This window comes from Flavobacterium sp., from assembly GCF_040402955.1.
Taxonomy (GTDB): Bacteria; Bacteroidota; Bacteroidia; order Flavobacteriales; family Flavobacteriaceae; genus Flavobacterium.
In genome coordinates this window covers 1-24,925 of the sequence record NZ_JBBALQ010000017.1, presented here as the reverse complement: position 1 = coordinate 24,925, position 24,925 = coordinate 1, and the positions used below count along the sequence as shown (strand labels likewise).

Genomic DNA, 24,925 nt, shown 5'->3' with positions numbered 1-24,925 from the left:
TTTATGGTTTATTGTTAAACTTCAAACCTTTAATTTCAGAATTATTTAAATATTTCATAAATGCACCAATTTTGTTTTTTACTAATTCTATTTTTTCAGAAGTTATACGAAATTGTTCATCAGAAATTATTTTTTTATCCAAAGATCGATACAATTGCGATTTTAATTCGCCGCACGAACCTTTTGAATAACTCAAGAAATTAATAAATTCTCTGTTGCCATTTCTTTCAAAACCCTCTGAAATATTATCCATTATTGAACCAGAACTTCTGTCCATTTGGTCTTTTAATGGATATCTTTTTCCTAAACTCGTCGTTTCAAACAAGATTTCAATATCTTTACAAATATCACGAGAAATATTCCAAATTTCTAAATCCTCAAATTTTTCTATTTTTGCCATACAACTATAAACTATAAACAATAAACAATAAACAATAAAAATTGAACAAGTTACATTTTCCATCGTATTCTTTTCGTTTCAAAAATAGTGAAAATAAAGTTGCTATTTTTGATGAAATTAGAAAAAAATTTGTGGTGCTAACTCCAGAAGAATGGGTTAGGCAACATACTATTAAGTATTTAATACAAGAATGCAAGTATCCAAAATCGCTGATAAACGTTGAAAAACAAGTAAAAATTAACGGAATGAGTAAACGATATGATATTGTAATTTTCAATTCGGATGGTAGTATTTTCTTGGTGGTTGAATGCAAACAACCGGATGTAGCCATATCTCAAAACACATTCGACCAAATTGCGAGATATAATTTTACTCTGAAAGCCACATATTTAATGGTAACGAATGGATTAAATCATTATTTTTGTCAAATGGATTTTGAAAACGAAAAATATTCTTTTTTAAAAGAGTTACCAAACTATAATCTAAACATCCAATAATCTAAGAAGTCTGAATGAAAACAGCCGTAGTCATACTAAATTGGAATGGTGCCAAATTATTGCAGCAATTTTTGCCTTCCGTGCTTCAGTATTCTGGGGATGCTACCATTTATGTAGCGGATAACGCCTCTACAGATACTTCTATTGCCGTATTGAAAAACGAATTTCCAACTGTAAAAATTATTGAAAACACCGGAAATTATGGTTTTGCAAAAGGATATAACGAAGCACTAAAATATGTTGAAGAACCTTATTATGCTTTAGTGAATTCGGATATTGAAGTTACTGAAAATTGGCTGCAACCTATTGAAACTATTTTTGATAACGAACCAACCACTGCCATAATTCAACCCAAATTATTAGATTATAAAAAGAAAACACACTTTGAATACGCTGGTGCTGCTGGGGGTTTTATAGATAAATTTGGATATGCGTTTTGCAGAGGTAGAATTTTTGATACTCTGGAAGAAGATTTGGGACAATATAACACCGAAACTGAAATTTTTTGGGCAACAGGCGCTTGTTTTTTTATAAGAAAAGAGGTTTTTAGAACTTTACAAGGTTTTGATGCCGATTTTTTTGCGCATCAAGAAGAAATTGATTTATGTTGGCGCGCTAACAGTTTAGGCTATGTTATAAAATACTGCCCTATTTCAGCAGTATATCACGTGGGCGGTGCTACTTTAAATGAAGCGAATCCAAAGAAAACTTTTCTCAATTTTAGAAATTCGTTATTGATGTTAACTAAAAATCTTCCTAAAGAAAAACTGGTTCCAATCATTTTTATCCGTTTGTGTTTGGATGGCTTAGCAGGTGTTCAATTTTTATTCCAAGGAAAATTCAAACATACTTTTGCCATATTAAAAGCTCATTTTTATTTTTATCATCTTTTAAAAAGAAATCTTCAAAAAAGAAGTAACAATCAAAAAACCAATTATTTCTTCACAAAATCTATCGTTTGGAATTACTTTGTTCAGAAAAAGAATACTTTTAAAAGAATATAGAAAATAGACTTTCGACATTTGACTTTCGACTTTATACGTTTGTCTTATCAATAATGCTAAAAAAAAACATAAATTTTACGGTTCAACTTACTTTGGTATGATTTTTTCTACATAACTTTGTAAAAAATATATTTCAATGAAAAAAATATTAATTTTAGCGGCCATTATTCCTTTTGTACTTACTTCGTGTGTGTCAAGAAAGAAATTTGCTATGCTTGAAGTAAGAGAAAAAGCAACTCAAGATTTACTTAATACAGCAACTGTAAAATTAAACAGCTGTTTGGATGAAAAAGAAAAATTAAATACAGACAACACCAGTTTGGCTTCACAGCTGGAGTATTTAAAGAAAACAAATTCAGATTTGATGATTATGTCTAAAGATATGGCTATTTTATCTGCTAAAGGTTCTGAAAATTTGGAAAAATCTTTAGAGAGTTTGAAAGAAAAAGATTTAAAAATTACCCGTTTACAAGATGCTTTAACTAAAAAAGACAGCGTAACGTTAGCGTTAGTTACAAGTTTAAAACGTGAAGTAGGCATGGACGATCCAGACATTAATATTAATGTTGAGAAAGGTGTGGTAATGATTTCTATAGCAGACAATTTATTATTTAAATCTGGAAGTTTTGAAGTAAATGCTAAAGCCAAAAACGTATTGGCTAAAGTAGCAAAAGTAATTAATAGCAAACCTGATTTTGAATGTATGGTAGAAGGCCACACGGACAATGTACCCTATAAAAGTGCCGTTTTATTAGACAATTGGGATTTATCTGTAAAACGCTCAACGGCAATTGTACGTGTGTTACATAACGACTTAGGTGTGAATCCAAAACAATTAATACCAGCTGGAAGAAGCTCTTATGTGCCATTAGTGGCTAACAACACACCTGAAAATAGAGCTAAAAACCGTAGAACACGCATTATTATAATGCCAAAAATTGACCAGTTTTACGATATGTTAGAAAAAGAAATGAAAAACTTAGGGAAAAAGTAATTCTCAACAAATAGATTTTAAAAAGCGACTTTTATAGTCGCTTTTTTTGTTTAAAAAAAATTTGAAACAAATCTTAACCTTTTACCCAAAACCTTTTAACTTTTACCCTTCACCCATTTTGTAGTAATCATTCTACAAAGAAGTTTGAAAATGATTTATTATATTTGGGTTAGAGAAATAGGAGAAATAATACTTCGCATATTTACCCAAAAACAGATGTATTTTAGGAGTTTTGTTCGGTATTCCTTCGGTAGTTGTTCGGTAGGGCTTCGGTAAAAGAGGGGTTTTACCGAAGCGTTACCGAAGGAATACCGAACAAAACCCGAACAAACTAGAATTAATTAATGAGGTTTATTCCATCAGAAATGATCCTTGAGAGTGTAACGTGAAATTTATAAAAATAAAATATAAAATATAAAAAATGAAAAAGTGCGAAAAATGTAAAACACCATTTTCTTTCAGGATTATTTATAAATCATTCTGGGGAGGATATAAAAACTTTGCTTGTACAAATTGCCAATCGCAATACAAATTTAATACTAAAGATAGACTAATTGGAGGTTTAGTTGTTGGGCTTACCACTTTTATTTCTTTTATAATTATGAATTCTTTTGTGTTTGAAATTATATCGAAATTAAGTTTGGGGTTAGTTGCAATGTTAGTCTCAGGCATATTCTTAAGTGCTTTGAGTACTTCACTTTTTTCATTTGAACTGGATAAAAAACCAAATAAGTAGTAATCAAATAAACCTAGAAACATGAGATATACAATACTTACAGAATCAACAATGTGGTCAACTGAGACGTTAAAACAAAAAGTAGAAAGAATACTTAATGAAAAAACCAGAGACGGCTATGAAATTGTTTCAGTAGCTTTTGGTGTAAATATGTGGTGGTTACCAACTGCATTTATTACGTTAAGAAAAAATTATTAACAAACCGGACCGCAAATTTATTTGTAAATTCAAATTAATGGAAAAAGAAACAGAGTTGCCAAAAATTGCACAATATTTGTTAAACGGGTCAAAAAGTGAAATCTATTAAATAAAACAAAATAAATTCCCAATTTGGGAATTTATTTCTAAATTTGTAAAAAAAATTGAGAGTAATAGCTAAGAAGATACTAAGAGATTTTTGGGAAAAACATAAAGATTGTGAACAACAATTAAAAGTGTGGTTTCACGAAGCAGAAAAATCTGAATGGGAAAATCCGAACCAAATAAAAGAGGAATATCCAAGCGCAAGTATTCTGAATGATAATCGAGTAATATTTAATATCAAAGGGAACAGTTACAGGTTAGTTGTGAAAATAAGCTACGAATACCAAATGGTTTGGATTCGATTTATTGGAACTCACGCAGAATATGATAAAATTAACTCTAACACAATTTAGATTATGAACATACAACTTATAAAATCAGAAAACGATTACAATCAAGCCTTGAAAAGACTTGAATTAATCTTTGATGCAAAAAGAGGAACGGAACAAGGCGACGAATTGGAAGTTTTAGGAATGTTAATTGAGCAATATGAAAACGAACATTTTCCAATTGAATTACCAGATCCAATTGAAGCCATAAAATTCCGAATGGAACAAATGGGGTATAATCAAAATGATTTGGCTAAAATACTTGGATTCAAAAGCCGTGCCAGTGAAGTGTTAAACCGAAAAAGAAAATTGTCGTTAGAAATGATTCGACAATTACATATTGGTTTAAATATTCCAACTGATGTTTTAATTCAAACCTATTAACAAAAACAGCCAACAGCGCTAATAGTAAACTAAAAAAGCGTTTAAAAAAGTAATAGTAACATCAAATTTTACTTATTAAAATATTTTTTTCGCAACCAAAACGCTACATTTACTAAAATAATTAAAGCCGGTACTTCTACTAATGGACCTATAACACCTGCAAAAGCTTGTCCGCTATTGATGCCAAAAACACCTATAGAAACCGCAATAGCCAACTCAAAATTATTACCCGATGCTGTAAAAGATAAGGCCACCGCATCACGGTAATTGGCACCAATTTTTTTAGACACAAAAAACATCAAGAAAAACATAATGGCAAAGAAAATAACTAACGGGATGGCTATTCTAAGCACGTCCAAAGGTAAATCTACAATCATTTCGCCCTTTAAACTGAACATAATGACGATGGTAAACAACAACGAAACTAACGTTATTGGAGAAACAAAAGGGATAAATTTTTGATTAAAAAAGGTTTCACCAATATATTTTTTTATGGCATACCTACTAACAAGCGCTAACCCAAACGGAATGCCTAAATAAATTCCAACAGTTTTGGCAATTTCTACAATGGTTATATTTAATTGCAACCCTTTAATTCCAAACAACGGCAACATAATCTCAAGATAAAAATACGCATACAAGCTAAAGAAAAACACTTGTAGCAAACTATTAATTCCAATTAAACCAGCGGTTAATTCACGATTGCCTTCGGCTAATTCATTCCAAACTATAACCATTGCGATACAAGGTGCTAAACCAATAATAATTAAACCCGTCATATATTCTGGATAGTCTTTTAAGAAAAAAGTCGCCAACAAAAACATTAAAAATGGACCTACGATCCAAGTTATAAAAAACGAAGCGGTAAGTAATTTTGGTTTTTCAAACATTTTAGGCACTTGCGAAAAATCAATTTTGGTTAATGGCGGATACATCATTAAAATTAATCCAATTGCCAAAGGAATGTTCGTAGTTCCCGAAGAAAACGAGTTAATAAAATCAGCTGAATTTGGTATAAAATAACCAATAGAAACGCCAAGTAGCATCGCTAAAAATATCCAAAGTGTTAAAAAACGATCTAAAAATCCTAATCTTTTTTTCATTTTGATTTAGTTTATTTGAGAAAACACAAAATACATTTCTGAAGCAATTTGCAAACTACGTTCTGCGTATTTTTCGTTCATTAATTCGGTGCCATCGAAAGCTTTTGGATCCTCATATTTAATTGGAAATCTGGCCTCTGCACCAAAAACCATAGGACAACCTTCATCGGCGTTGTTACAAGTCATTATGGCTGAGAAATTCGTTTTCGGATTAAAATCATCAAAATACGTTTTAGAAAAACAAATGATGGAATGTTGATTTTCGTCAAATTTTACAGCATACACAGGATTTTGTTCTTGGCTTACTTGCTGAATTTGAAATCCTTGATTTATTAAGGTTTCAGCTACTTTTGGAAACATAGCTGTAGCTTCCGTTCCGCCAGAATAGCAAAAAACATTTTTTATATTGAAATGAAACGCCATAGTTTGTGCCCAAATTTGAGACAAATGACTTCTTCTCGAATTATGTGTGCAGATAAAATTCAGACGAATTTCTTCTTGTTGTTTGACTTTGTTTTGAATGTAATCCACTAGCGGTTGTAATACTGCTTGTCTTTCAATCGAAACAGAGATTTCTTTTGCAATTTCAATGGTTTTTGATAGATTTTTAAACATATTATGGCTTATTATAATGACAAAAGATAAAGTTCTGAGTTGTTTCAAAAGGGGTTTCGTGATCTTCTGTAAAACAATTTTCTAACTCGAAATCCAATCCAAAAACTGCTTCCATTTTTTCAACTGAATATTGTGTAATTTCTAATCCGCTACATTTTAAAGGACCTTCTTCTGAAAAAGTTCCGATTAATAAATATGCGTTTTTAGTGGTTGATGCTAATAGATTTGCTTTATATTGCGCTATTTCATTTGAGTCTGTAAAAAAATGAAAAGACGCTCTGTCGTGCCAAATATCAAATTTAATATCGGATTGAAAATGCAAACTGTCTGAAACTATAAACGTTACATTTTGTACGCGTTCGCCTAATCTGTTTTTAGCCCTATTAATAGCGGCCTCCGAAATATCTAATAAAAATAAATTGGTATAGCCCAAATCTAGTAAATTATCAATTAAGTAACTATCGCCACCACCAATATCAATAATAGTTGCATCTTTAGCTACTTTACAAGCTTGAATTAATTGAATAGATGTTTTGGGTTGTTTTTGATACCAACTTACTTCCGTTTCTGTTTTTGTGGAAAAAACGTTTTCCCAATGTTCTTTTCTTTCAGTCATTTCTCTGTTTATTTTTGATGCAAAAGCGTAAAATATTTATTTAACAACATTTGGCGTCTAACTTAATATACATTCCCATAAAATAACGTCCAATAGATTCAAATACGTCTTTATTCAAACAATAACAAATTGATTTACCTTCAATGGTACCTTGAATGATATTGGCATTTTTTAATTCTTTCAAATGTTGAGAAATGGTAGGTTGTGCCAATGGCAATTCGTTTACAATATCACCACAAATACAAGAATCGACCTTTAATAAATATTGAATAATAGCTACTCTAGCTGGATTTGCCATAGCTTTAAACAAGTTGGCCATATCGTTTTGTTCTGTTGTAAAAGATTCAGATTTTGTAATTCCCATTATATCATATTTATATATTGCAATATTACGATATATGTGGATAACAAAAAAATGTTTCATGAAAAAACAGAAACATTTTATATAATTTAATTTAAAACCAATTACGTTTTTTGAAATAAATAATCATAGATACAAACAATAAAAACATGCCCGCTACTACATAAAAGTAGCCATATTTCCAATGAAGTTCTGGCATGTTATCAAAGTTCATTCCGTAAACTCCTGCAACAAAAGTTAACGGCATGAAAAACACAGAAACCACAGTTAAGGTTTTCATCACTTCATTCATTTTATGACTTTGTAATGAAAAATAAAACGAAGAAGCACTTTCTAACGAACTCAAATCGGCATCCACCTGATCTAATAATTCTAAACATTTCTGATGCAATCTTGAGAAAAAAGTATAATTTTCAACTGTTATTACATTAAAAACATCGTCATCTTTCATACTTTTTATGGAGTGTAAAGAATCGCGAAGCGGCACAATGGAACGACGCAAAAAGTTTAAATTATCTCTATGGCGTTCAATTTCTTCTAAAATTTTTGGATTGGGTTTGGTTTTGATTAAATCAATAACCGCATCAATTTTTTGCTCTTCGCTTTCTATGGTTATATAAAAGTTTTCCATAACGGCGTCTAAAAGCAAATAGAGTAAATAATCGACTTTTCTATCTCTAACAATTCCAGCTTGTTGTCGCATTCTTTCTCGAATATGAAGGAAAAAATCACTTTTTTTCTCCTGGAACGAAAACAAGAAATCATCACGTAAAATAAAACTTATTTGCTCTACATCAATACCATTTGAATCTGGAAGTAAGGACTTAATATTAAAAAATAGGGTATGATTGTACTCCTCAACTTTAGATCGTTTCAGAATATTTAAAATATCACCTAAAATAAAATCATCAATTTTAAATTTTATACCAATTTCCTTAATTAAGGTAATGTCCGACAAGCCGTGCAAATTAATCCAATTGTTTTTTGTGTAATCTAAATGTTTATCTAATTGAGATAACTTTATATCCTCAAATTCAGATAATTCCTCAGAATTGTACACAAATAGTTGCATTTCAGGTGTTGCATTTTCATGTTTACCTGTATACTCTATTAGAGTTGGTATAACTTTTCGTCCTTTTTTGTATAATAGTTTTCGCACTTTATATTAAATAAGTATTTTTACCTTTTACAAATATAACTAAATAACCTAAAAGGTTTCAAAAACCTGTTAGGTTTAAATAATAAAAATGAATCAAGATAAATTTGAAGCTGGTGTAACGTATCATATTTTCAATAGAGGGAATAATAAAGAAAATATATTCTTAGAAACGGACAACTATACTTATTTTTTAGGTTTAGTAGAAAAATATTTATTACCTATTTGTGACATATATGCATATTGTTTATTAAAAAATCATTTTCACATAGTATTGAGAATTAAGGACATTGAATACTTACCAGAGAATATAATTAATAAATTACACTTGCCTTTTTCAAATTTATTCAATTCTTATTCAAAAAGTATAAATAAAAAATACAATAGAACTGGAAGTTTGTTTCAAGAGCACTTAAAAAGAAAAAAAGTTGAAAACGAAGAATATTTAATACAACTCATTGCTTATGTTCATCTGAATCCATCAAATCACAACCTAATAGATGACTTCAAAAAGTATAAATTTTCATCATATAATACATATATTACTACTAAAAAATCTAAAATAAGTAAAGAGTTTATATTTAGTTTAATTGATTTTGATAATTTTGAATATTGGCATAATGAGAAATATCTGATGAACAAAATAAATGAAGAGGTACTAAAAGGAATGGAAATATAAAATAATCGTTCAAATGAGTTATAAAATAAAATTAAGCAAATCAGACCTAACAGGTTTCAAAAACCTGTTAGGTCTTTAAAAAATAAATTTCATCATTATAAACATAAAAAAATAACTCCAAATGAGAGAAACTAAAATTTAATGAGAAATATCTGATGAACAAAATAAATAAAAAAGTGCTTAAAGGAATGGAAATGTAATATAATCGTTCTATATAAGTTAAAAGAAAAGTAAGGAAATCAGACCTAACAGGTTTCAAAAACCTGTTAGGTCTTTAAAAAAAATAAATATGCAAACCATAATTATAAATATAAAACAATTACTCCAAGTTAGAGAAACTTCAATTAAAAAAGTTTCAGGTTCGGAAATGGCGCATTTACCCATTTTAGAGAATGCTTTTTTAGTTTTGGAAAATGATCTTATTTCTGATTTTGGTTTGATGGAAAATTGTCCAAATGTAAAAAATGCGACAGTAATTGATGCTACTGGAAAAATTGTAATGCCCAGTTTTTGCGACAGTCACACCCATATTGTATATGCCGGAAATAGAAGTGGCGAGTTTGTAGATAGAATAAATGGGTTGTCATACGAAGAAATTGCCAATCGTGGTGGCGGAATATTAAATTCAGCTAAGAAATTAAATGAAACTTCCGAAGAAGAGATTTACAACCAATCGAAAAAACGTTTGGAAGAAATCATTTCCCAAGGTACCGGAGCAGTTGAAATTAAATCAGGTTACGGTTTAACTGTAGAAGGCGAATTAAAAATGCTTCGTGTAATCAAAAAGCTAAAAGAAAACTATCCAATTGCTATAAAGGCAACTTTCCTTGGTGCACACGCATTTCCTAAGGAATACAAAAAAAATCATCAAGCGTATATCGATTTGATTATCAATGAAATGCTACCCAAAATCGCAGCAGAACATTTAGCCGATTATATTGATGCTTTTTTAGAAACGGGTTATTTTAGTGTTTCTGAAACCATTCAGATAATGGAAGCAGGTAAAAAATATGGTTTAAAACCAAAAATTCACGTAAATCAGTTTACAGCAATTAACGGAATAAAAGCTTGTGTAGAAAACGGTGCTTTAAGCGTAGACCATTTAGAAATTGTAACGGATGAAGATATCGAAATTTTAAAAGGTTCTGATTGTATGCCAGTAGCTTTACCAAGTTGTTCGTATTTCATTTCGATTCCGTACACGCCAGCCCGACAAATGTTGCATGCTGGTTTACCTTTAGCCTTAGCTTCAGATTTTAATCCAGGAACAACGCCTTCAGGAAATATGCATTTTGTGGTTGCAACGGCTTGTATCAAAATGAAAATGACTCCAGAAGAAGCCATAAATGCAGCGACAATTAACGGTGCCTACGCAATGGATTTAAGCGAATCACACGGAAGTATTACAAAAGGCAAAAAAGCCAATTTGATTATTACAAAACCTTTACATAGTTTCTTTGAAATTCCGTATTGTTTTGCTACTAATTTGATTGATGGTGTTTGGTTGAATGGGGAAATATTTAACCGCTAAGTTCACAAAGATTGCCTCTTTGCGGCAAACCTAAAACTCCGCTTCCACCAAAATCTCCATAATTTCCTTTGAAATCGGATGTTCAAACTGAATATATTCGGCGTGAAGATGCAATCTATTGGCTTTCGTACCATATAAATCATCACCTGTTATTGGTGTATGAAGTCCTAAACTATGAGAAGCGTGTACACGTAATTGATGTGTTCGCCCCGTAATCGGATAAAAATGAACTTTCGTTTTACCGTTTTTAATTTCAATTATTTTCCACTTGGTTTGTGCCGATTTTCCGTGTTCGTAACAAACCAATTGCCTTGGTCTGTCCTCTAAATCTACTCGCAAAGGCAAATCAATATATCCGTGAGATTTTTCCAACAAACCATCTAAAAGTGCCACGTAACGCTTTTTTATCGTTCTATTTATAAACTGACTTTGTAATTGTACGGCTGTAGTTTCATTTTTCGCGATAAGCATAATTCCAGACGTTGACATATCCAATCGATGTACAATTAAAGGACCTGTGGCATCCGGATATTTTTCCTTAATTCGAGCATAAACTGAATCTGAAATGGTTTTTCCTGGAACGGATAAAAATTCCGTAGGTTTATTTATGGCAAGCATAACCTCATCTTCATATACAATTTCAATGTCTTTTCCTGCTGCGTGATTCATAATAAATGGATTTTCTTCCATTTCTAAATCTTTAAGCATATGTCCCATCAAAATAGGTTCGCATTTACTTTTACAAGATGGGTAAAATTGCTTGTGTTGTCGTACTTCAGAATTTGGCGATTGTCCCCACCAAAATTCGGCCATACAAATGGGCTTTAAATCATTCTGAAATGCATAATGCAATAACTTTGGTGCGGCACATTCTCCGGCACCAGCAGGCGGATTGTTATTAAAAATTTCGGCTAAACTTTTCTTCTCTTGGTATTGATTATAAAAGGAATATTCTGAAAATAATTTTTGTTGTAAAGCTGCCGATTTTGCCTTTCTTTCTTCTTTTAATTGCATCAATTCATTCGAAAAAACCAATCCTTTTTCTTCTAAAGTTTGTAAAGTCAATTTCCAATATTTGGTCATTTTTTTCAACAAAATACTTTCTTTCTTACTTTCTTCAGCTAGTTGATTGTTAAATTCAAATAATTCTTCTTGATTTAAGATGGATTCTATTTGAATTCTTCTTTCGTCACGAAGTAGTTTTTGTTCTTTAATTCTAATTTTCTGATTTTGCAATTCGGTTGCTGCTTGAATCTTTGTTTTCTTGAAATTATCTAATTCCTTTAAATAATTATCGGAATTTTCTAAAATTTCAACGGTACGATTGATAGCATTTAATACTTCTTCTTCTTTACGAAAAAAGCTGTCTTCTGTCAACATATCAAAAACCGTTGGCACAAAGTATTTGTGATGGTTTTCATTTGCTAATTTTCCTGAAAACGACCATAAATAGCCTAATTCACCTTTTTCATTTTGACAAACCAAAACACCAAACATTTTTCCAATAACCAAACCTTTCTGAGCAGAATCTAATCCAAAATTATGATCAAAATTAGTTTGAGTGGCTAAATAATCTTGCAAAGATGTAGCCGCAATTTCACTCAATTTATGTGGTTGATAATAAAACGGAAACGTAAATTTTTCAGGTAACGAAATTCCTGAAATATCGGCTGAAAAAGGTTGAAAAAAATCGTTTTGCATTTCGCAAAGATAACATTTAAAAATTCCAAAAGTGAAATATCAAAATCCAAAAAATCCCGCAGCAATGAAATACATATTTTTAAACTAAAAAAAAAGGGCAAACATTTTTTTTTACTGTTTGCTTATTTTATTTTTGCAATCATATATAAATCCAAAACGAGAAATGGGAAGAGCGTTTGAATTCAGAAAAGGAAGAAAAATGAAGCGTTGGTCAGCAATGGCTAAAGCATTTACCAGAATTGGTAAAGACATTGTAATGGCCGTAAAAGAAGGAGGTCCAAACCCGGAAGCCAACTCGCGTTTAAGAGCCGTTATACAAAACTCTAAGGCGGTAAATATGCCTAAAGAAAACGTAGAACGCGCCATTAAAAAAGCTACAGACAAAGACACCGCAAACTATAAAGAAATATTATTTGAAGGATATGCGCCACACGGCATTGCCATTTTAATAGAAACCGCTTCTGATAACAACAACAGAACGGTTGCGAATATTAGAAGTTATTTTAATAAATGTAATGGTACAATGGGGACGCAAGGTTCAGTAGAATTTATGTTTGATCATACTTGTAATTTCAGAATTCCTGCTGCTGGACAAGATATTGACGAATTAGAATTAGAAATGATTGATTTTGGTGTAGAAGAAATTTTCGCTGATGATGAAGACGGCATTTTAATGTACGCGCCTTTTGAAAGTTTTGGAGCCATTCAGAAAGAATTAGAAACAAGAGGTTTAGAAATTTTATCTTCTGGATTTGATAGAATTCCGCAAGTAACTAAAGAATTAACACCAGAACAAGTAGCTGATGTTGAAAAATTATTAGAGAAAATTGAAGAAGACGATGATGTGATGAACGTGTTTCATACTATGTTGGAGAATTAGATAATTAGGCAATTAGATAATTGGCACATTGACTCATTGGCACATTAATTAATTATTGATGATGATACGGTTCGTTATTCAAAATGGTAAACCCTCTATAAATTTGTTCAATTACAAATAAACGCACCATTTGATGTGAAAAAGTCATTTGAGATAAAGCGACTTTTCCTTGTGCTTTTTGATAGACTTCTTCTGAAAATCCGTAAGGTCCACCAATTACAAATACTAACGTTTTAATTCCAGAGTTCATTTTCTTTTGTAAAAAATCAGAAAATCCAACACTAGTATATTCCTTTCCGTTTTCGTCCAATAAAATTAATTGATCGGTTGGTGCTAATTTTCCTAAAATAAGTTGCCCTTCTTTTGTTTTTTGTTCGGATTCCGATAAATTTTTCACGTTTTTTATATCCGGAATCACTTCCAAATCGAACTTAATATAAAACCCCAATCGCTTGGTATATTCTTCAATTAATGGGTTAAGATTTTTATTATCTGTTTTCCCTATGGCGATAAGTTTGATGTTCATTTGGAATCATTTTAAACACATAGATAGTTGCTATGTTATAGTTTTATAATATATATATAGTTAGCATTCAATCAATTATCTAATTGACTCATTAGCTTCACGCACTCCACCGCCTCTTTTACATCGTGAACTCTTAAAATAGTAGCGCCTTTTTGTAAACAAAACGCGTGTAAAAAAGTTGTTCCATTTAAAGCTTCTTCTGGTGCCGTTTCTAATGCTTTATAAATCATAGATTTTCTTGAAATACCAGCTAAAATAGGTAAATCGTGAAATTGTAGCAGTTCTAAATTCTGTAGCAATTCGTAATTCTGTTCTAAGGTTTTCGCAAATCCAAAGCCAGGATCGATGATGATGTCGTTTAAACCAAAACGTCTCGCTTTTGCAATTCGTTCAGAAAAGTAAAAATTCATTTCTTTTAGTAAATCGTCATAATTGGCTAAACTTTGCATGGTTTTAGGTGTGCCTTTCATATGCATCATAATATACGGAACTTGCAATTTAGCGACTGTTTCAAACATATTTTCATCTAACAATCCGGCAGAAATATCATTAATTAAAGCTGCACCATTTTCGATGGCTTGTTTGGCTACTTCACTTCTAAAAGTATCGATAGAAAGTAAAATATCCGGGAAATTTTCAACTAATAACTTGACAACAGGTATTACTCGATTCAATTCTTCTGCTTCGGAAACAAATTCGGCTCCTGGTTTACTGGAATAGCCACCTAAATCAATAAATGTAGCACCTTCTTGAAGCATCTTTTCTACCTGAAATACAACAGCATCAGCATCGGTAAGTTTTCCACCATCAAAAAATGAATCTGGCGTTACATTAACAATACCCATTACTTTAGGTGTTGATAAGTTGATGAGTGTTCCTTTACAGTTTATTGTTGACATCGTATTTTTTACTTATATTTGAAGTTTGATACAAATATAAAATAATAATGAGCAATACCTCACAAGAATACGACAAAGTTATAGCTGTTTGCAGAGAATTATTTACAAAAAAAGCGCACGATTATGGTACGGCTTGGCGTGTTTTACGTTTGCCATCATTAACCGATCAAATATTTATTAAAGCGCAACGTATTAGAAGTTTACAAGAAAATGACGTAAGAAAAGTAGATGAAGATGAAACGTCAGAATTTATTGGAATTATCAATTATTGCGTAATGGCTTTAATTCAAATGGATAAAGGAATTGCCTCTCAACCTGATTTATCAGCAGATGAAGCGATAAAATTATTCAATCATAAAATTGAAATCACGAAAGAACTAATGGAAGATAAAAATCACGATTATGGGGAAGCTTGGCGCGATATGCGTGTGAGCTCACTAACGGATTTGATTATTCAAAAGTTATTACGCGTGAAACAAATTGAAGACAACCAAGGAAAAACATTAGTTTCTGAAGGTATTGATGCCAACTATCAAGATATGATAAACTATTCGGTTTTTGCTTTGATTTTGATGAAATTTGGAGAGTAATTGTTTCACAGAGATTCGCAAAGTTAATCGCAAAGACACGCAAAAAATTACATTTAAAAATCTCTGGAAATACAATAACATTTCATTAACAACAGGTATCAATTTACTAACTTATATTTGATAAATTAAAAAACTCAGTGAAGCTCTGTGTAATCTTTGTGTAACTCTGCGTAACAAATAAAAAAATGAACAAAAAAAATATTTCTTGGACGCTAAGAATAATTATTGCCTTACTATTTATAGTTTCAGCAATTGCGAAAATATCTAAAGGATGGATTTCTGATTTTCCATTTATCGATTTTTCTCCCTATTTTGCTATTTCTACTTTTGAAGTCAAACAACTTTTAACTTTAGGATTTTCGGAATCACTTGCACCCTATTTTTCAAGAATTTTAATTGGAATCGAATTTGCTCTTGGCTTTTTATTGCTTAATAATCATTTCTTAAAACGCATTACTATTCCTGCAACAGTGGGATTGTTAAGTGTTTTCATCATTCATTTGAGTTATGTAACTTTTTTAAGTGGCGGAAATTCAGGAAATTGTGGTTGTTTTGGCGAATTAATACCAATGACACCAATTGAAGCCATTATTAAAAATATCATCGCAGTTGGATTATTAATTTGGTTATGGAAAATTTCAGAAAACGATAAAAAATCGAATATTTGGATGTTAACCAGCATCACATTGTCTTGTATATTAGGATTATTTATGTTGGCCCCAATGAAAGCGAGTTCAGTTTCAATTTCAAATAGTAATGACAATATCAATATTTCAACTGATACAATATCAAAACTAACGGATTCAGAAAAAATCGAGGAAATTAAAACCATCGATTCATCCAAATTAAAAACAGATAAACCGGTTGAAGAAATCAAAAAAGAAGTAGGTCCAAAACAAGCCATTTCTGGTTATTCCGACTTATATGCAGATATTGATAAAGGTCAAAAAATAGTGTGCTTTTTCGTTCCAGGTTGCGAACATTGTAGAGATGCTGCAAAAGACTTAAATGCTTTACAAAAAAAACATAAAGATTTTCCTGAAGTACAGATTGTTTTTATGGATGAAGAAGCGGAAAAAATTCCAGATTTCTTTAAATATGCTGGAAAACAATTCCCACATAAAGTAATAGACGTCATTCCTTTTTGGACGAAATTAGGCACAGGAAAAGACACGCCTGGTGTAGTATATTTACACAACGGAAACGTAATTAAATTTTTTGATGGAATTGCCGAAAAAGCATTTAACAGTAAAGCATTAGAGAAAGTTATATACAAAAAATAATAACGCAGAGATACACAAAATTACACAGAGAAACACAAAATATTTTTGCGAATCTTTGCTTTAACTTTGCGAACCTTTGCGAAACAACTAAAATCAGTATTATGAAAAAAATCTTAGCTACATTAGCATTAGGACTTGGGTTAACATCTTGCCAAGCACAAACCGAATTTTCAAAAGAAAGTTTAACTGCAAAATTAATCAACTCTGAAAATCAAGAGATTTCTTTCGACGAAATTTTAAAGCAAAATCAAGGTAAAACTGTGGTAATTGAAGTTTGGGCATCTTGGTGTTCTGATTGCGTCAAAAACATGCCGGAAGTAAAAGATTTAAAAGCCAGATATCCAGAAGTTGCTTTTGTGAATTTATCTTGTGATAAAACCTTTGATGCTTGGAAAAACGGCATTGAAAAACACGAGGTTACGGGCGAAAATTATCTAATTAAAGACGGAATGAAAGGTGAATTTGGATCTTCAATAAAATTGGACTGGATTCCTCGTTTTATTGTAATTAACAAAGAAGGAAAAATTGTTTTATTCCGCGCCATCGAAAAAGACTTCGATAAAATCATTGAAAGTATAGAAACATCTAAATAAAATATCATAACCCAAAGAATCTTTTTTTATTATTTAAACACAGATTGGAAAAATTTTAATAATATCAATAATTTCTCCAATCTGTGTTTAAAAAAAATATTGTAACTAAATTAAAAAATGAGAAAAAACATCGTAGCCGGTAACTGGAAAATGAACAAAACCTTACCGCAAGCCATTGAATTAATCAATGAAATTAAAAACAATAAGCCAAACAATTCAGCGGAAGTTATTTTAGCTACTCCTTTTCCTTATTTAGCAAAAGCTATTGAATTAGTAGCGGGTTCAGACATTAAAATCGCAGCACAAAATATGCATCAGGCAGAAGGTGGCGCGTTTACAGGTGAAGTTTCTGCATCAATGTTAACCAGTATTGGCGTTAGTACTGTTATTTTAGGACACAGTGAAAGAAGAGCTTATTTTCACGAAAATGATGCCTTATTAGCCAATAAAGTAGCTACCGCATTAGCACACGATATGACCGTTATTTTTTGCTTTGGCGAAGAATTAAAAGACAGACAAAGCGACAATCATTTTAACGTTGTGGAATACCAATTACGTGATGGTTTGTTTCATATTTCAAAAGAAAACTGGAAAAATATTGTTTTGGCTTACGAACCTGTTTGGGCAATTGGAACGGGTGAAACGGCCTCTCCAGAACAAGCACAAGAAATGCATTTATTTATTAGAAATTTAGTAGATAAAGTATTTGGAAGTGAAATTTCGGAAAATGTTTCCATCCTTTACGGTGGAAGTGTAAAAGCAGACAACGCCAAAGAAATATTTACTAAACCAGATGTTGATGGCGGATTAATTGGAGGAGCGGCATTAAACGCCAACGATTTTTTCGGAATTATTAATGGAATATAATTTTTGTTTCAAGTTTAAGGTTTCAAGTTAATTAAAACAACCTGAAACTTTAAACTTTAAACTTTAAACTTTAAACTCAAAAATGGAATACATCCTAATTCCTATTGTAGCATTACTTGCTTCTGCCCTAACCTTTTTCTCTGGTTTTGGATTGGGAACCTTATTATTACCTGCATTTGCTTTGTTTTTTCCTGTAGATGTCGCGATTGCTTTAACAGCGATTGTACATTTTTTGAACAATGCATTTAAATTCGTTTTGGTTAAAAAACATATTAATTGGAAAATTGCAGTACAATTTGGAATTCCTGCTTTGATTTTTGCATTACTTGGGGCATTTTTGTTAGATAAAATTACCAATGCCAATATTTTAGGAGAATACACCATACAACAATACGTGTTTAAAATTACATTGATGAAAGTTATTGTGGCTGTTTTACTAATTTTCTTTGCTATATTTGAATTACTTCCGAAACTAAAAAACTTACAATTTCCAGAAAAGTATTTGCCTCTTGGTGGTATATTAAGCGGCTTTTTTGGCGGACTTTCCGGTCATCAAGGTGCATTACGTAGTGCCTTTTTAACAAAAGTTGGTTTGTCTAAAGAAGCTTTTATAGCTACAGGCGTAATTATCGCTTGTATGATTGATGTGAGCAGAATGTCGGTGTATTTTACCAACATTTCAAAAGTGAAAGATAGTTTACACTGGAATTTACTTATTGTTGCAACACTTGCTGCGTTTATAGGTGTATATTTTGGAAACAAATTGGTAAAAAAAATAACCATAAACACCATTCAGAAAATTGTGGCATTTATGATTATTGTATTTGCGATTGCTCTTGGATTGGGGATTGTTTAGATGGGTACACCGATTGAACGGATTGAACAGATTTGCACAGATTAAATTAAAAAGCTTGTCAATCTGAACTTGTTTCAGATTCTATTTTCTTTACTCTATATTCTATTATCTAATCTCCCTTTTCACATAATTATGCAAAAAATCGCCTTTTGGTTTTCCTAAATCGAAAGAACTAAACTTGGTTAAAAAACGGGTTTCTTTTCTGGCTTCGTCTCTGTCCCAATTTTCATATTCTATACGATAAATGGCAGAATACATTTCAGCTCTTCCCACGCCGTGAAAACAATGAATAAGCACTGGATAATTTGCTTTGTTGTCCATGATTTTAAAAAAAATGTCTAAATTTTCAGGTTTTGGCACTTGATCTGAACCTAAATTAAAATAATTCAACCCCTTAATTTTAGCAGCCGCTTCTTTTTCTGCAATAAGTTCTACTGGAATTTCTGGATTATTAATATCGTCACCGGTTCCTGGAAAACGTAAATCGATGATACTTTTAATTTGGTGCTCTTTTACAAAATCAGCAATATCTTCTGGTGGAATCACCCCGCTTTTATATACTTTACCTTCAGAAATTACTTTAAAATTATGATTTATTTTATAATCGTAAAAATAACTTTTTGCCCAAAAAAGCGCAACAATTACTACAACTGAAACTAATATTTTCTTTTTCATTTTACTATAGTTAAATCACTTTTTACTTAAAAACCACTTTTATCAATAATTAAATTAAAGTGTTATTGTTGCAAAATTAATACTATTCAAAGTTTTTCGGATAATTTTTTTATAAAGTTACAATTTTTTTATAAATTGCAGTTTAAAAACTATTTCATATGAAAAATGTAACACGACTTTTTGATTTTCCTTATTATCAGCTAGAAAATTACAACTTACCAGATGCTTTGGTAACCAAATACGGTACTGACTGGATTAAAACTTCTACTCAAGAATATTTAAATAAAGCCAATGCTTTATCAAGAGCTTTATTAAACATTGGTGTAGAAAAAAACGATAAAATCGCTATCATTTCTTCAAATAACAGAACAGAATGGCACATTTCAGATATTGGAATTTTGCAAACTGGAGCACAAAACGTTCCTATATATCCAACAATATCTTCTGAAGATTACGAATATATTTTAAATCATTCTGAAGCAAAATACTGTTTTGTATCCGACCAAGAAGTGTATGATAAATTAAAAGCCGTACACGCTAATATTCCATTATTAAAAGATATTTATTCGTTTAACGAAATTTCTGGTTGTAAAAAATGGAGTGATTTGTTAGAAACAGGTAACGATACCGCAAACCAAAATGACGTAGAAGCTCGTAAAGATGCGGTTTTACCTTCCGATTTAGCAACTATAATTTACACTTCTGGAACTACAGGCCGACCAAAAGGTGTAATGCTTTCGCACGACAACATTGTTTCTGATGTTTTAAATTCAGATAAAAGAATGCCATTACGAAAAGGAAGCACGCGTGCGTTGAGTTTCTTACCGATTTGTCATATTTTCGAAAGAATGTTAACGTATTTGTATCAATATGGTGGTATATCTATTTATTTTGCGGAAAGTATTGAAAAAATATCTGACAATTTAAAAGAAGTACATCCACACGTAATGTCAGTTGTACCAAGACTTTTAGAAAAAGTATACGATAAAATTTACGCAAAAGGAGCCGATTTAACAGGAATTAAAAAGCGATTATTCTTTTGGGCATTAGATTTGGGTATGAATTACAAACCTTACAACGCAAATGGTGCTTTTTATAATTTCCAACTAGGTATTGCCCGAAAATTAATTTTTTCAAAATGGCAAGAAGGTTTAGGTGGCGAACTGGAAATGTTAGTTTCTGGAAGTGCGGCTTTACAAACGCGTTTAACAAAAGTATTTACCGCAGCTGGAATTCCGGTTATGGAAGGTTACGGATTAACAGAAACGTCTCCAGTAATTTCTGTAAACGATATGCGAAATGGCGGTTTCAGAATTGGAACTGTTGGTAGAGTAATTGAAAACGTAGAAGTTAAAATTGCGGAAGACGGCGAAATTCTTTGTAAAGGACCAAACGTAATGATTGGCTATTACAAAGACGAAGCACAAACCGCAGAAGTAATTAAAAACGGTTATTTCCATACGGGCGACATTGGTGAGATTGATGCCGATGGCTTTTTAAAAATCACTGATCGTAAAAAAGAAATGTTTAAAACGTCTGGTGGAAAATATGTTGCACCACAAGTTTTAGAAAACTCTTTCAAACAATCTCGTTTTATCGAGCAAATTATGGTTATTGGCGATGGCGAAAAAATGCCTGCGGCTTTCATTCAACCTGCATTTGATTTTGTAAAAGAATGGGCATTAAGACATAAAATTGATTTAGGAAATTCTAATGAAGACCTTTGTAACAATCCAAAAGTTATTGCACGTATTCAAGAAGATATTGATGAAGCTAACAAAAAATTTGGTAATTGGGAACAAGTAAAACGTTTTGAATTAACACCCGATTTATGGTCTATTGATGCAGGGCATTTAACACCAACAATGAAATTAAAACGTAAAATAATCAAAGAGAAATACCAAACCCTTTACGATAAAATTTACAACTCTTAATATGAAAAAAATATTCTTCATATCGTTAGTCTTCGCTTGTTTTTCTTGTAAAAAGAGCGAAGATTTTTCGTTACAGCGCTACCATACTTTTGATTCAAAAGAAGACCAATACACGGGTGGTATTAAAATGATTCCTATAAAAACACCAAAAGGTACTTTTAAGGTTTGGACAAAACGAATTGGAAACAACCCGAAAATAAAAGTATTGCTTTTGCACGGCGGACCTGGTTTAACGCACGAATTATATGAATCTTTTGAAGGCTATTTTCCAAAAGAAGGTATCGAATTTATTTATTACGACCAATTGGGTTCATATTATTCCGACCAGCCAAAAGACAAATCGCTTTGGACGAATGAACGCTTTGTAGAAGAAGTGGAACAAGTACGCATAGCACTTGGTTTAAATAAAGATAATTTTTACATTTTGGGACAATCTTGGGGTGGGATTTTAGCGATGGATTATGCCTTGAAATATCAGAAAAACTTAAAAGGATTGATTATTTCTAATATGGTTTCAAGCATTCCGTTGTATAACAAATATGCTAAGGAGGTATTGGGTCCGCAATTGAACAAAGACGTGTATAACGAAATTATGCAATTGGAAAAAAATAGTGATTTTGCCAATCCACGTTATACGGAATTGCTTTTTGAACATTATTATACCCAACATATTTTAAGAAAACCACAAAAAGAATGGCCTGAATCCATTACCAGAAGTTTTAAACATATCAACTCGGAAGTGTATATTTCTATGCAAGGCTATAGCGAATTTGGTATTACTGGTGATGCCTACATTAAAAACTGGGATGTTTCCAAACGATTAAAAGAGTTGACCGTTCCTACCTTAACCATTGGCGCAAAATATGACACTATGGATCCTGAACACATGAAATGGATGGCGACACAAGTACAAAACGGACGTTTTTTATTTTGTAAAAACGGCAGCCATTTATCACAATACGACGACCAAAAAACGTATTTTACAGGTGTAATTCAGTTTTTAAAGGATGTGGATGAAAAGAAATTGTAAGATAAAATTATAAAAACTTCTCTCATTTTTGTAGGAATCATTCTACAAAGAATATTGGAATCGATTTGTTAACTTTGAAAAAAGATAATAATGGATTTTGTAAGACATATTAACCAAAAATTTGGGTAGATAAGTATGATTTTGACAGATATATATACAATTTAGCTGCAACCATAAATAACAACTAAATATGGCCTTAATTACAGAGTTTGAAGCTAGACAAAGAAACCTAAGTGGTTGTGATGTATTCAAACGAACCCAATTAGCATATAAGGACAACTTTAATAGAGACCATTTTGTTGTTTCACTTAATATAGAGGCTTTAAAAATATTCAATTTATCTGTTACCCTTGGACAGCACCGACAACTGAAAATTCAATCTGAACAGACTAAAAAAGAACTTTTGGTTGGTACATTTGATATTCATAAGTATCAGATTTCAGTTGAACAATGGAGACTAATGAAATTTATAAACCTTGAGTTTTTTTACATTGCGACAGGATTTGAACTACACTTTAAATCTTGGTTATTGCAAAATGATTATGTCGTTAATGTTATTGATAAAAGTGAACCATTTAAAAACTTAAAAAACGAACAATTCAAAAGACCTATTACTAAAGAAGAATTTTTCAATTTTGGAAGCTTTAAATACGACACAATAAAACAAATTAACATTTTACAAGGCATCACAGAGCAGAGTCTTAGTTTTAATACAATATGCAATGAGACTGACTATGCTAATGCCTTAACTGTTTCAAGCGACATTATTGGTATGGTAGAAGATTATCGTAATTTACGAAATCAAATTCACTTGCCAGGGGACATATGTGATACTCCAAACATTACAAGAATTGGAGAAAATGCGACTGACAAATTGATAGATTTTATAAATGAAAGAGTTGTTGAAAACAGTAATCGAATTATAAAACAATATAAATTTAATTTTGAAAATTTACAAAAACTTTAAGCAAATGGCAGCAGCTAACAACGGTTTAGCAAGTTTGCGAATTTTACGAAATTTGTAGTAAATACTAGTTAATCAAAGCGTTTTAAATTTAATAAATAAGATACTGAAACAAGTTCATTATGACAAAACGAATAAAATAAATATTCTATAGAAAACCCCGCTACCGCGCGAATCCTTTCTCGTGGTTTTAAATATAACTAAAGGAAGCGTTGAAAATTAAGGAAAACTGATACCAAAAAATTAAACAATACTTTCAATAACGTGAAACGTATAAATTCAAATTACATGAAAAAACTCTTACTCTTCATCATAATAATTATTTCTGTTTCTGGACTTGCACAAAATCCAAAAAAGACATACACTTTACATCTTGGCGAAAAAGATAATGATACTTTGGTATACGAAATGGAGTTATATGAAGATTACACTTTTGTAAATCGTAAATACTCGAAAAAAATATCAGATACTACAAAAGATTATAAAAAATGGATGGTAGATATAAGAAAAGGTACATTCAAAAAAGAAAATGGTTTTTTTAGACTTACTCAAATTGACGGGGACCAAAGTTTGAATGACGGTTTGATAAAGATTGTATTTCGTCAAATTTGGTTTTATAGTTGCCCCGATGAAAAGGGAAAAGTGAAACATTGCAAATCAATCACATATCATAGGATTGATTAATAAAGTCAACCCAAAACCTACTGAAGTTTAATAAATTCAGATACTGAAACAAGTTCATTATGACAAAACGAATAAAATAAATATTCTATAGAAAACCCCGCTACCGCGCGAATCCTTTCTCGTGGTTTTAAATATAACTAAAGGAAGCGTTGAAAATTAAGGAAAACTGATACCAAAAAATTAAACAATACTTTCAATAACGTGAAACGTATAAATTCAAATTACATGAAAAAACTCTTACTCTTCATCATAATAATTATTTCTGTTTCTGGACTTGCACAAAATCCAAAAAAGACATACACTTTACATCTTGGCGAAAAAGATAATGATACTTTGGTATACGAAATGGAGTTATATGAAGATTACACTTTTGTAAATCGTAAATACTCGAAAAAAATATCAGATACTACAAAAGATTATAAAAAATGGATGGTAGATATAAGAAAAGGTACATTCAAAAAAGAAAATGGTTTTTTTAGACTTACTCAAATTGACGGGGACCAAAGTTTGAATGACGGTTTGATAAAGATTGTATTTCGTCAAATTTGGTTTTATAGTTGCCCCGATGAAAAGGGAAAAGTGAAACATTGCAAATCAATCACATATCATAGGATTGATTAATAAAGTCAACCCAAAACCTACTGAAGTTTAATAAATTCAGATACTGAAACAAGTTCAGTATGAACTGTGTTAAAAAGCAAATTTATGGTTAATTAATTTCTAAATAAAATTCAT

30 protein-coding genes are annotated in these 24,925 nt (G+C 31.2%); 20 read left to right on the top strand and 10 right to left on the bottom strand.

What is annotated here, in order from left to right:
- Position 1: 1 nt before the first annotated feature.
- Positions 2-400, bottom strand: a complete 399-nt coding sequence (locus ABWP78_RS07640) for a four helix bundle protein (protein WP_353170259.1) — start codon at positions 398-400, stop codon at positions 2-4.
- A gap of 41 nt (positions 401-441) precedes the next feature.
- Between ABWP78_RS07640 and ABWP78_RS07635 the strand changes: the two genes are divergently transcribed.
- The 7 genes from ABWP78_RS07635 (at position 442) to ABWP78_RS07605 (ending at position 4,647) form a co-directional block, all read left to right on the top strand.
- Positions 442-897, top strand: a complete 456-nt coding sequence (locus ABWP78_RS07635; RefSeq protein ID WP_353170258.1) for a type I restriction enzyme HsdR N-terminal domain-containing protein — start codon at positions 442-444, stop codon at positions 895-897.
- 14 nt (positions 898-911) lie between these two features.
- Positions 912-1,901 carry a glycosyltransferase family 2 protein gene (locus ABWP78_RS07630; protein ID WP_353170256.1) on the top strand — a complete coding sequence of 330 codons (990 nt, stop codon included), beginning with the start codon at positions 912-914 and terminating at the stop codon, positions 1,899-1,901.
- Between the two features lie 136 nt (positions 1,902-2,037).
- Positions 2,038-2,895 (top strand): OmpA/MotB family protein, encoded by an 858-nt coding sequence (locus ABWP78_RS07625; RefSeq protein ID WP_353170254.1) that lies wholly within the window; start codon positions 2,038-2,040, stop codon positions 2,893-2,895.
- Between the two features lie 421 nt (positions 2,896-3,316).
- The gene (locus ABWP78_RS07620) at positions 3,317-3,631 is read left to right on the top strand and encodes a TIGR04104 family putative zinc finger protein (RefSeq protein ID WP_353170252.1); all 315 of its coding nucleotides are present in this window, start codon (positions 3,317-3,319) and stop codon (positions 3,629-3,631) included.
- A 21-nt stretch (positions 3,632-3,652) separates the two neighbouring features.
- A complete protein-coding gene (locus ABWP78_RS07615) occupies positions 3,653-3,829 on the top strand; it encodes a hypothetical protein (RefSeq protein ID WP_353170250.1) in 177 nt (58 codons plus the stop codon).
- Positions 3,830-3,993: 164 nt separating this feature from the next.
- Positions 3,994-4,287 (top strand): type II toxin-antitoxin system HigB family toxin, encoded by a 294-nt coding sequence (locus tag ABWP78_RS07610; RefSeq protein ID WP_353170248.1) that lies wholly within the window; start codon positions 3,994-3,996, stop codon positions 4,285-4,287.
- 3 nt (positions 4,288-4,290) lie between these two features.
- The gene (locus tag ABWP78_RS07605; RefSeq protein WP_353170246.1) at positions 4,291-4,647 is read left to right on the top strand and encodes a helix-turn-helix domain-containing protein; all 357 of its coding nucleotides are present in this window, start codon (positions 4,291-4,293) and stop codon (positions 4,645-4,647) included.
- 68 nt (positions 4,648-4,715) lie between these two features.
- On the opposite strand, the gene arsB is transcribed toward ABWP78_RS07605, so the two are convergent.
- The 5 genes from arsB to corA all read right to left on the bottom strand — a co-directional run bounded on the left by arsB (position 4,716) and on the right by corA (position 8,501).
- Positions 4,716-5,750 (bottom strand): ACR3 family arsenite efflux transporter, encoded by a 1,035-nt coding sequence (gene arsB, locus ABWP78_RS07600; protein ID WP_353170244.1) that lies wholly within the window; start codon positions 5,748-5,750, stop codon positions 4,716-4,718.
- A 6-nt stretch (positions 5,751-5,756) separates the two neighbouring features.
- Positions 5,757-6,365, bottom strand: a complete 609-nt coding sequence (locus tag ABWP78_RS07595) for a low molecular weight phosphatase family protein (RefSeq protein ID WP_353170242.1) — start codon at positions 6,363-6,365, stop codon at positions 5,757-5,759.
- 1 nt (position 6,366) lies between these two features.
- On the bottom strand, positions 6,367-6,981 hold the full coding sequence (locus tag ABWP78_RS07590) for a class I SAM-dependent methyltransferase (RefSeq protein WP_353170240.1): 615 nt from the start codon (positions 6,979-6,981) through the stop codon (positions 6,367-6,369).
- A 40-nt stretch (positions 6,982-7,021) separates the two neighbouring features.
- Complete coding sequence (locus ABWP78_RS07585) at positions 7,022-7,345, bottom strand: ArsR/SmtB family transcription factor (RefSeq protein ID WP_353170238.1); 324 nt, start codon at positions 7,343-7,345, stop codon at positions 7,022-7,024.
- 91 nt (positions 7,346-7,436) lie between these two features.
- Positions 7,437-8,501: a magnesium/cobalt transporter CorA gene (gene corA, locus ABWP78_RS07580; RefSeq protein WP_353170236.1), complete on the bottom strand. Its 1,065-nt coding sequence runs from the start codon at positions 8,499-8,501 to the stop codon at positions 7,437-7,439.
- Between the two features lie 88 nt (positions 8,502-8,589).
- On the opposite strand from corA, the gene ABWP78_RS07575 reads away from it, so the two are divergent.
- Both ABWP78_RS07575 and hutI read left to right on the top strand, forming a co-directional pair.
- The gene (locus ABWP78_RS07575; protein WP_353170234.1) at positions 8,590-9,177 is read left to right on the top strand and encodes a transposase; all 588 of its coding nucleotides are present in this window, start codon (positions 8,590-8,592) and stop codon (positions 9,175-9,177) included.
- 289 nt (positions 9,178-9,466) lie between these two features.
- The gene (hutI, locus tag ABWP78_RS07570) at positions 9,467-10,708 is read left to right on the top strand and encodes an imidazolonepropionase (RefSeq protein WP_353170232.1); all 1,242 of its coding nucleotides are present in this window, start codon (positions 9,467-9,469) and stop codon (positions 10,706-10,708) included.
- Positions 10,709-10,738: 30 nt separating this feature from the next.
- On the opposite strand, the gene ABWP78_RS07565 is transcribed toward hutI, so the two are convergent.
- Positions 10,739-12,409 (bottom strand): pseudouridine synthase, encoded by a 1,671-nt coding sequence (locus ABWP78_RS07565; RefSeq protein ID WP_353170231.1) that lies wholly within the window; start codon positions 12,407-12,409, stop codon positions 10,739-10,741.
- A gap of 163 nt (positions 12,410-12,572) precedes the next feature.
- On the opposite strand from ABWP78_RS07565, the gene ABWP78_RS07560 reads away from it, so the two are divergent.
- Positions 12,573-13,289, top strand: coding sequence for a YebC/PmpR family DNA-binding transcriptional regulator (locus tag ABWP78_RS07560; protein ID WP_353170230.1), 717 nt, complete (start codon positions 12,573-12,575; stop codon positions 13,287-13,289).
- A 52-nt stretch (positions 13,290-13,341) separates the two neighbouring features.
- On the opposite strand, the gene rlmH is transcribed toward ABWP78_RS07560, so the two are convergent.
- Together rlmH and folP are read right to left on the bottom strand one after the other, a co-directional pair.
- Positions 13,342-13,815 (bottom strand): 23S rRNA (pseudouridine(1915)-N(3))-methyltransferase RlmH, encoded by a 474-nt coding sequence (gene rlmH, locus ABWP78_RS07555; protein ID WP_353170229.1) that lies wholly within the window; start codon positions 13,813-13,815, stop codon positions 13,342-13,344.
- A 71-nt stretch (positions 13,816-13,886) separates the two neighbouring features.
- Positions 13,887-14,714: a dihydropteroate synthase gene (gene folP / locus ABWP78_RS07550; RefSeq protein ID WP_353170227.1), complete on the bottom strand. Its 828-nt coding sequence runs from the start codon at positions 14,712-14,714 to the stop codon at positions 13,887-13,889.
- Between the two features lie 47 nt (positions 14,715-14,761).
- On the opposite strand from folP, the gene ABWP78_RS07545 reads away from it, so the two are divergent.
- The 5 genes from ABWP78_RS07545 to ABWP78_RS07525 all read left to right on the top strand — a co-directional run bounded on the left by ABWP78_RS07545 (position 14,762) and on the right by ABWP78_RS07525 (position 18,903).
- The gene (locus ABWP78_RS07545; protein ID WP_291241336.1) at positions 14,762-15,304 is read left to right on the top strand and encodes a DUF1599 domain-containing protein; all 543 of its coding nucleotides are present in this window, start codon (positions 14,762-14,764) and stop codon (positions 15,302-15,304) included.
- 185 nt (positions 15,305-15,489) lie between these two features.
- Complete coding sequence (locus ABWP78_RS07540) at positions 15,490-16,587, top strand: MauE/DoxX family redox-associated membrane protein (RefSeq protein ID WP_353170226.1); 1,098 nt, start codon at positions 15,490-15,492, stop codon at positions 16,585-16,587.
- Positions 16,588-16,688: 101 nt separating this feature from the next.
- On the top strand, positions 16,689-17,180 hold the full coding sequence (locus tag ABWP78_RS07535; RefSeq protein ID WP_353170224.1) for a TlpA family protein disulfide reductase: 492 nt from the start codon (positions 16,689-16,691) through the stop codon (positions 17,178-17,180).
- A 117-nt stretch (positions 17,181-17,297) separates the two neighbouring features.
- Positions 17,298-18,047, top strand: a complete 750-nt coding sequence (tpiA, locus tag ABWP78_RS07530; RefSeq protein WP_353170222.1) for a triose-phosphate isomerase — start codon at positions 17,298-17,300, stop codon at positions 18,045-18,047.
- 82 nt (positions 18,048-18,129) lie between these two features.
- Positions 18,130-18,903, top strand: a complete 774-nt coding sequence (locus ABWP78_RS07525; protein ID WP_353170220.1) for a sulfite exporter TauE/SafE family protein — start codon at positions 18,130-18,132, stop codon at positions 18,901-18,903.
- Between the two features lie 105 nt (positions 18,904-19,008).
- Here the strand turns inward: ABWP78_RS07525 and ABWP78_RS07520 are convergent, their stop codons facing one another.
- A complete protein-coding gene (locus ABWP78_RS07520) occupies positions 19,009-19,578 on the bottom strand; it encodes a dual specificity protein phosphatase family protein (RefSeq protein ID WP_353170218.1) in 570 nt (189 codons plus the stop codon).
- Between the two features lie 158 nt (positions 19,579-19,736).
- On the opposite strand from ABWP78_RS07520, the gene ABWP78_RS07515 reads away from it, so the two are divergent.
- The 5 genes from ABWP78_RS07515 (at position 19,737) to ABWP78_RS07495 (ending at position 24,811) form a co-directional block, all read left to right on the top strand.
- Positions 19,737-21,512 (top strand): AMP-dependent synthetase/ligase, encoded by a 1,776-nt coding sequence (locus ABWP78_RS07515; RefSeq protein WP_353170216.1) that lies wholly within the window; start codon positions 19,737-19,739, stop codon positions 21,510-21,512.
- 1 nt (position 21,513) lies between these two features.
- On the top strand, positions 21,514-22,542 hold the full coding sequence (locus ABWP78_RS07510; protein WP_353170215.1) for a proline iminopeptidase-family hydrolase: 1,029 nt from the start codon (positions 21,514-21,516) through the stop codon (positions 22,540-22,542).
- A 190-nt stretch (positions 22,543-22,732) separates the two neighbouring features.
- Positions 22,733-23,509 (top strand): hypothetical protein, encoded by a 777-nt coding sequence (locus ABWP78_RS07505; protein ID WP_353170214.1) that lies wholly within the window; start codon positions 22,733-22,735, stop codon positions 23,507-23,509.
- A gap of 285 nt (positions 23,510-23,794) precedes the next feature.
- Complete coding sequence (locus tag ABWP78_RS07500) at positions 23,795-24,190, top strand: hypothetical protein (RefSeq protein ID WP_353170212.1); 396 nt, start codon at positions 23,795-23,797, stop codon at positions 24,188-24,190.
- Positions 24,191-24,415: 225 nt separating this feature from the next.
- Positions 24,416-24,811, top strand: a complete 396-nt coding sequence (locus ABWP78_RS07495; protein ID WP_353170212.1) for a hypothetical protein — start codon at positions 24,416-24,418, stop codon at positions 24,809-24,811.
- Positions 24,812-24,925: the final 114 nt, after the last annotated feature.

What these genes read in the sequence shown, in the direction of transcription:
- ABWP78_RS07640 (WP_353170259.1), bottom strand. Translation starts at nt 400, where the DNA reads ATGGCAAAAATAGAAAAATTTGAGGATTTAGAAATTTGGAATATTTCT.
- ABWP78_RS07630 (WP_353170256.1), top strand. Translation starts at nt 912, where the DNA reads ATGAAAACAGCCGTAGTCATACTAAATTGGAATGGTGCCAAATTATTG.
- ABWP78_RS07625 (WP_353170254.1), top strand. Translation starts at nt 2,038, where the DNA reads ATGAAAAAAATATTAATTTTAGCGGCCATTATTCCTTTTGTACTTACT.
- ABWP78_RS07620 (WP_353170252.1), top strand. Translation starts at nt 3,317, where the DNA reads ATGAAAAAGTGCGAAAAATGTAAAACACCATTTTCTTTCAGGATTATT.
- ABWP78_RS07615 (WP_353170250.1), top strand. Translation starts at nt 3,653, where the DNA reads ATGAGATATACAATACTTACAGAATCAACAATGTGGTCAACTGAGACG.
- ABWP78_RS07605 (WP_353170246.1), top strand. Translation starts at nt 4,291, where the DNA reads ATGAACATACAACTTATAAAATCAGAAAACGATTACAATCAAGCCTTG.
- arsB (WP_353170244.1), bottom strand. Translation starts at nt 5,750, where the DNA reads ATGAAAAAAAGATTAGGATTTTTAGATCGTTTTTTAACACTTTGGATA.
- ABWP78_RS07595 (WP_353170242.1), bottom strand. Translation starts at nt 6,365, where the DNA reads ATGTTTAAAAATCTATCAAAAACCATTGAAATTGCAAAAGAAATCTCT.
- ABWP78_RS07590 (WP_353170240.1), bottom strand. Translation starts at nt 6,981, where the DNA reads ATGACTGAAAGAAAAGAACATTGGGAAAACGTTTTTTCCACAAAAACA.
- ABWP78_RS07585 (WP_353170238.1), bottom strand. Translation starts at nt 7,345, where the DNA reads ATGGGAATTACAAAATCTGAATCTTTTACAACAGAACAAAACGATATG.
- ABWP78_RS07575 (WP_353170234.1), top strand. Translation starts at nt 8,590, where the DNA reads ATGAATCAAGATAAATTTGAAGCTGGTGTAACGTATCATATTTTCAAT.
- hutI (WP_353170232.1), top strand. Translation starts at nt 9,467, where the DNA reads ATGCAAACCATAATTATAAATATAAAACAATTACTCCAAGTTAGAGAA.
- ABWP78_RS07565 (WP_353170231.1), bottom strand. Translation starts at nt 12,409, where the DNA reads ATGCAAAACGATTTTTTTCAACCTTTTTCAGCCGATATTTCAGGAATT.
- ABWP78_RS07560 (WP_353170230.1), top strand. Translation starts at nt 12,573, where the DNA reads ATGGGAAGAGCGTTTGAATTCAGAAAAGGAAGAAAAATGAAGCGTTGG.
- rlmH (WP_353170229.1), bottom strand. Translation starts at nt 13,815, where the DNA reads ATGAACATCAAACTTATCGCCATAGGGAAAACAGATAATAAAAATCTT.
- folP (WP_353170227.1), bottom strand. Translation starts at nt 14,714, where the DNA reads ATGTCAACAATAAACTGTAAAGGAACACTCATCAACTTATCAACACCT.
- ABWP78_RS07545 (WP_291241336.1), top strand. Translation starts at nt 14,762, where the DNA reads ATGAGCAATACCTCACAAGAATACGACAAAGTTATAGCTGTTTGCAGA.
- ABWP78_RS07540 (WP_353170226.1), top strand. Translation starts at nt 15,490, where the DNA reads ATGAACAAAAAAAATATTTCTTGGACGCTAAGAATAATTATTGCCTTA.
- ABWP78_RS07535 (WP_353170224.1), top strand. Translation starts at nt 16,689, where the DNA reads ATGAAAAAAATCTTAGCTACATTAGCATTAGGACTTGGGTTAACATCT.
- tpiA (WP_353170222.1), top strand. Translation starts at nt 17,298, where the DNA reads ATGAGAAAAAACATCGTAGCCGGTAACTGGAAAATGAACAAAACCTTA.
- ABWP78_RS07525 (WP_353170220.1), top strand. Translation starts at nt 18,130, where the DNA reads ATGGAATACATCCTAATTCCTATTGTAGCATTACTTGCTTCTGCCCTA.
- ABWP78_RS07520 (WP_353170218.1), bottom strand. Translation starts at nt 19,578, where the DNA reads ATGAAAAAGAAAATATTAGTTTCAGTTGTAGTAATTGTTGCGCTTTTT.
- ABWP78_RS07515 (WP_353170216.1), top strand. Translation starts at nt 19,737, where the DNA reads ATGAAAAATGTAACACGACTTTTTGATTTTCCTTATTATCAGCTAGAA.
- ABWP78_RS07510 (WP_353170215.1), top strand. Translation starts at nt 21,514, where the DNA reads ATGAAAAAAATATTCTTCATATCGTTAGTCTTCGCTTGTTTTTCTTGT.
- ABWP78_RS07505 (WP_353170214.1), top strand. Translation starts at nt 22,733, where the DNA reads ATGGCCTTAATTACAGAGTTTGAAGCTAGACAAAGAAACCTAAGTGGT.
- ABWP78_RS07500 (WP_353170212.1), top strand. Translation starts at nt 23,795, where the DNA reads ATGAAAAAACTCTTACTCTTCATCATAATAATTATTTCTGTTTCTGGA.
- ABWP78_RS07495 (WP_353170212.1), top strand. Translation starts at nt 24,416, where the DNA reads ATGAAAAAACTCTTACTCTTCATCATAATAATTATTTCTGTTTCTGGA.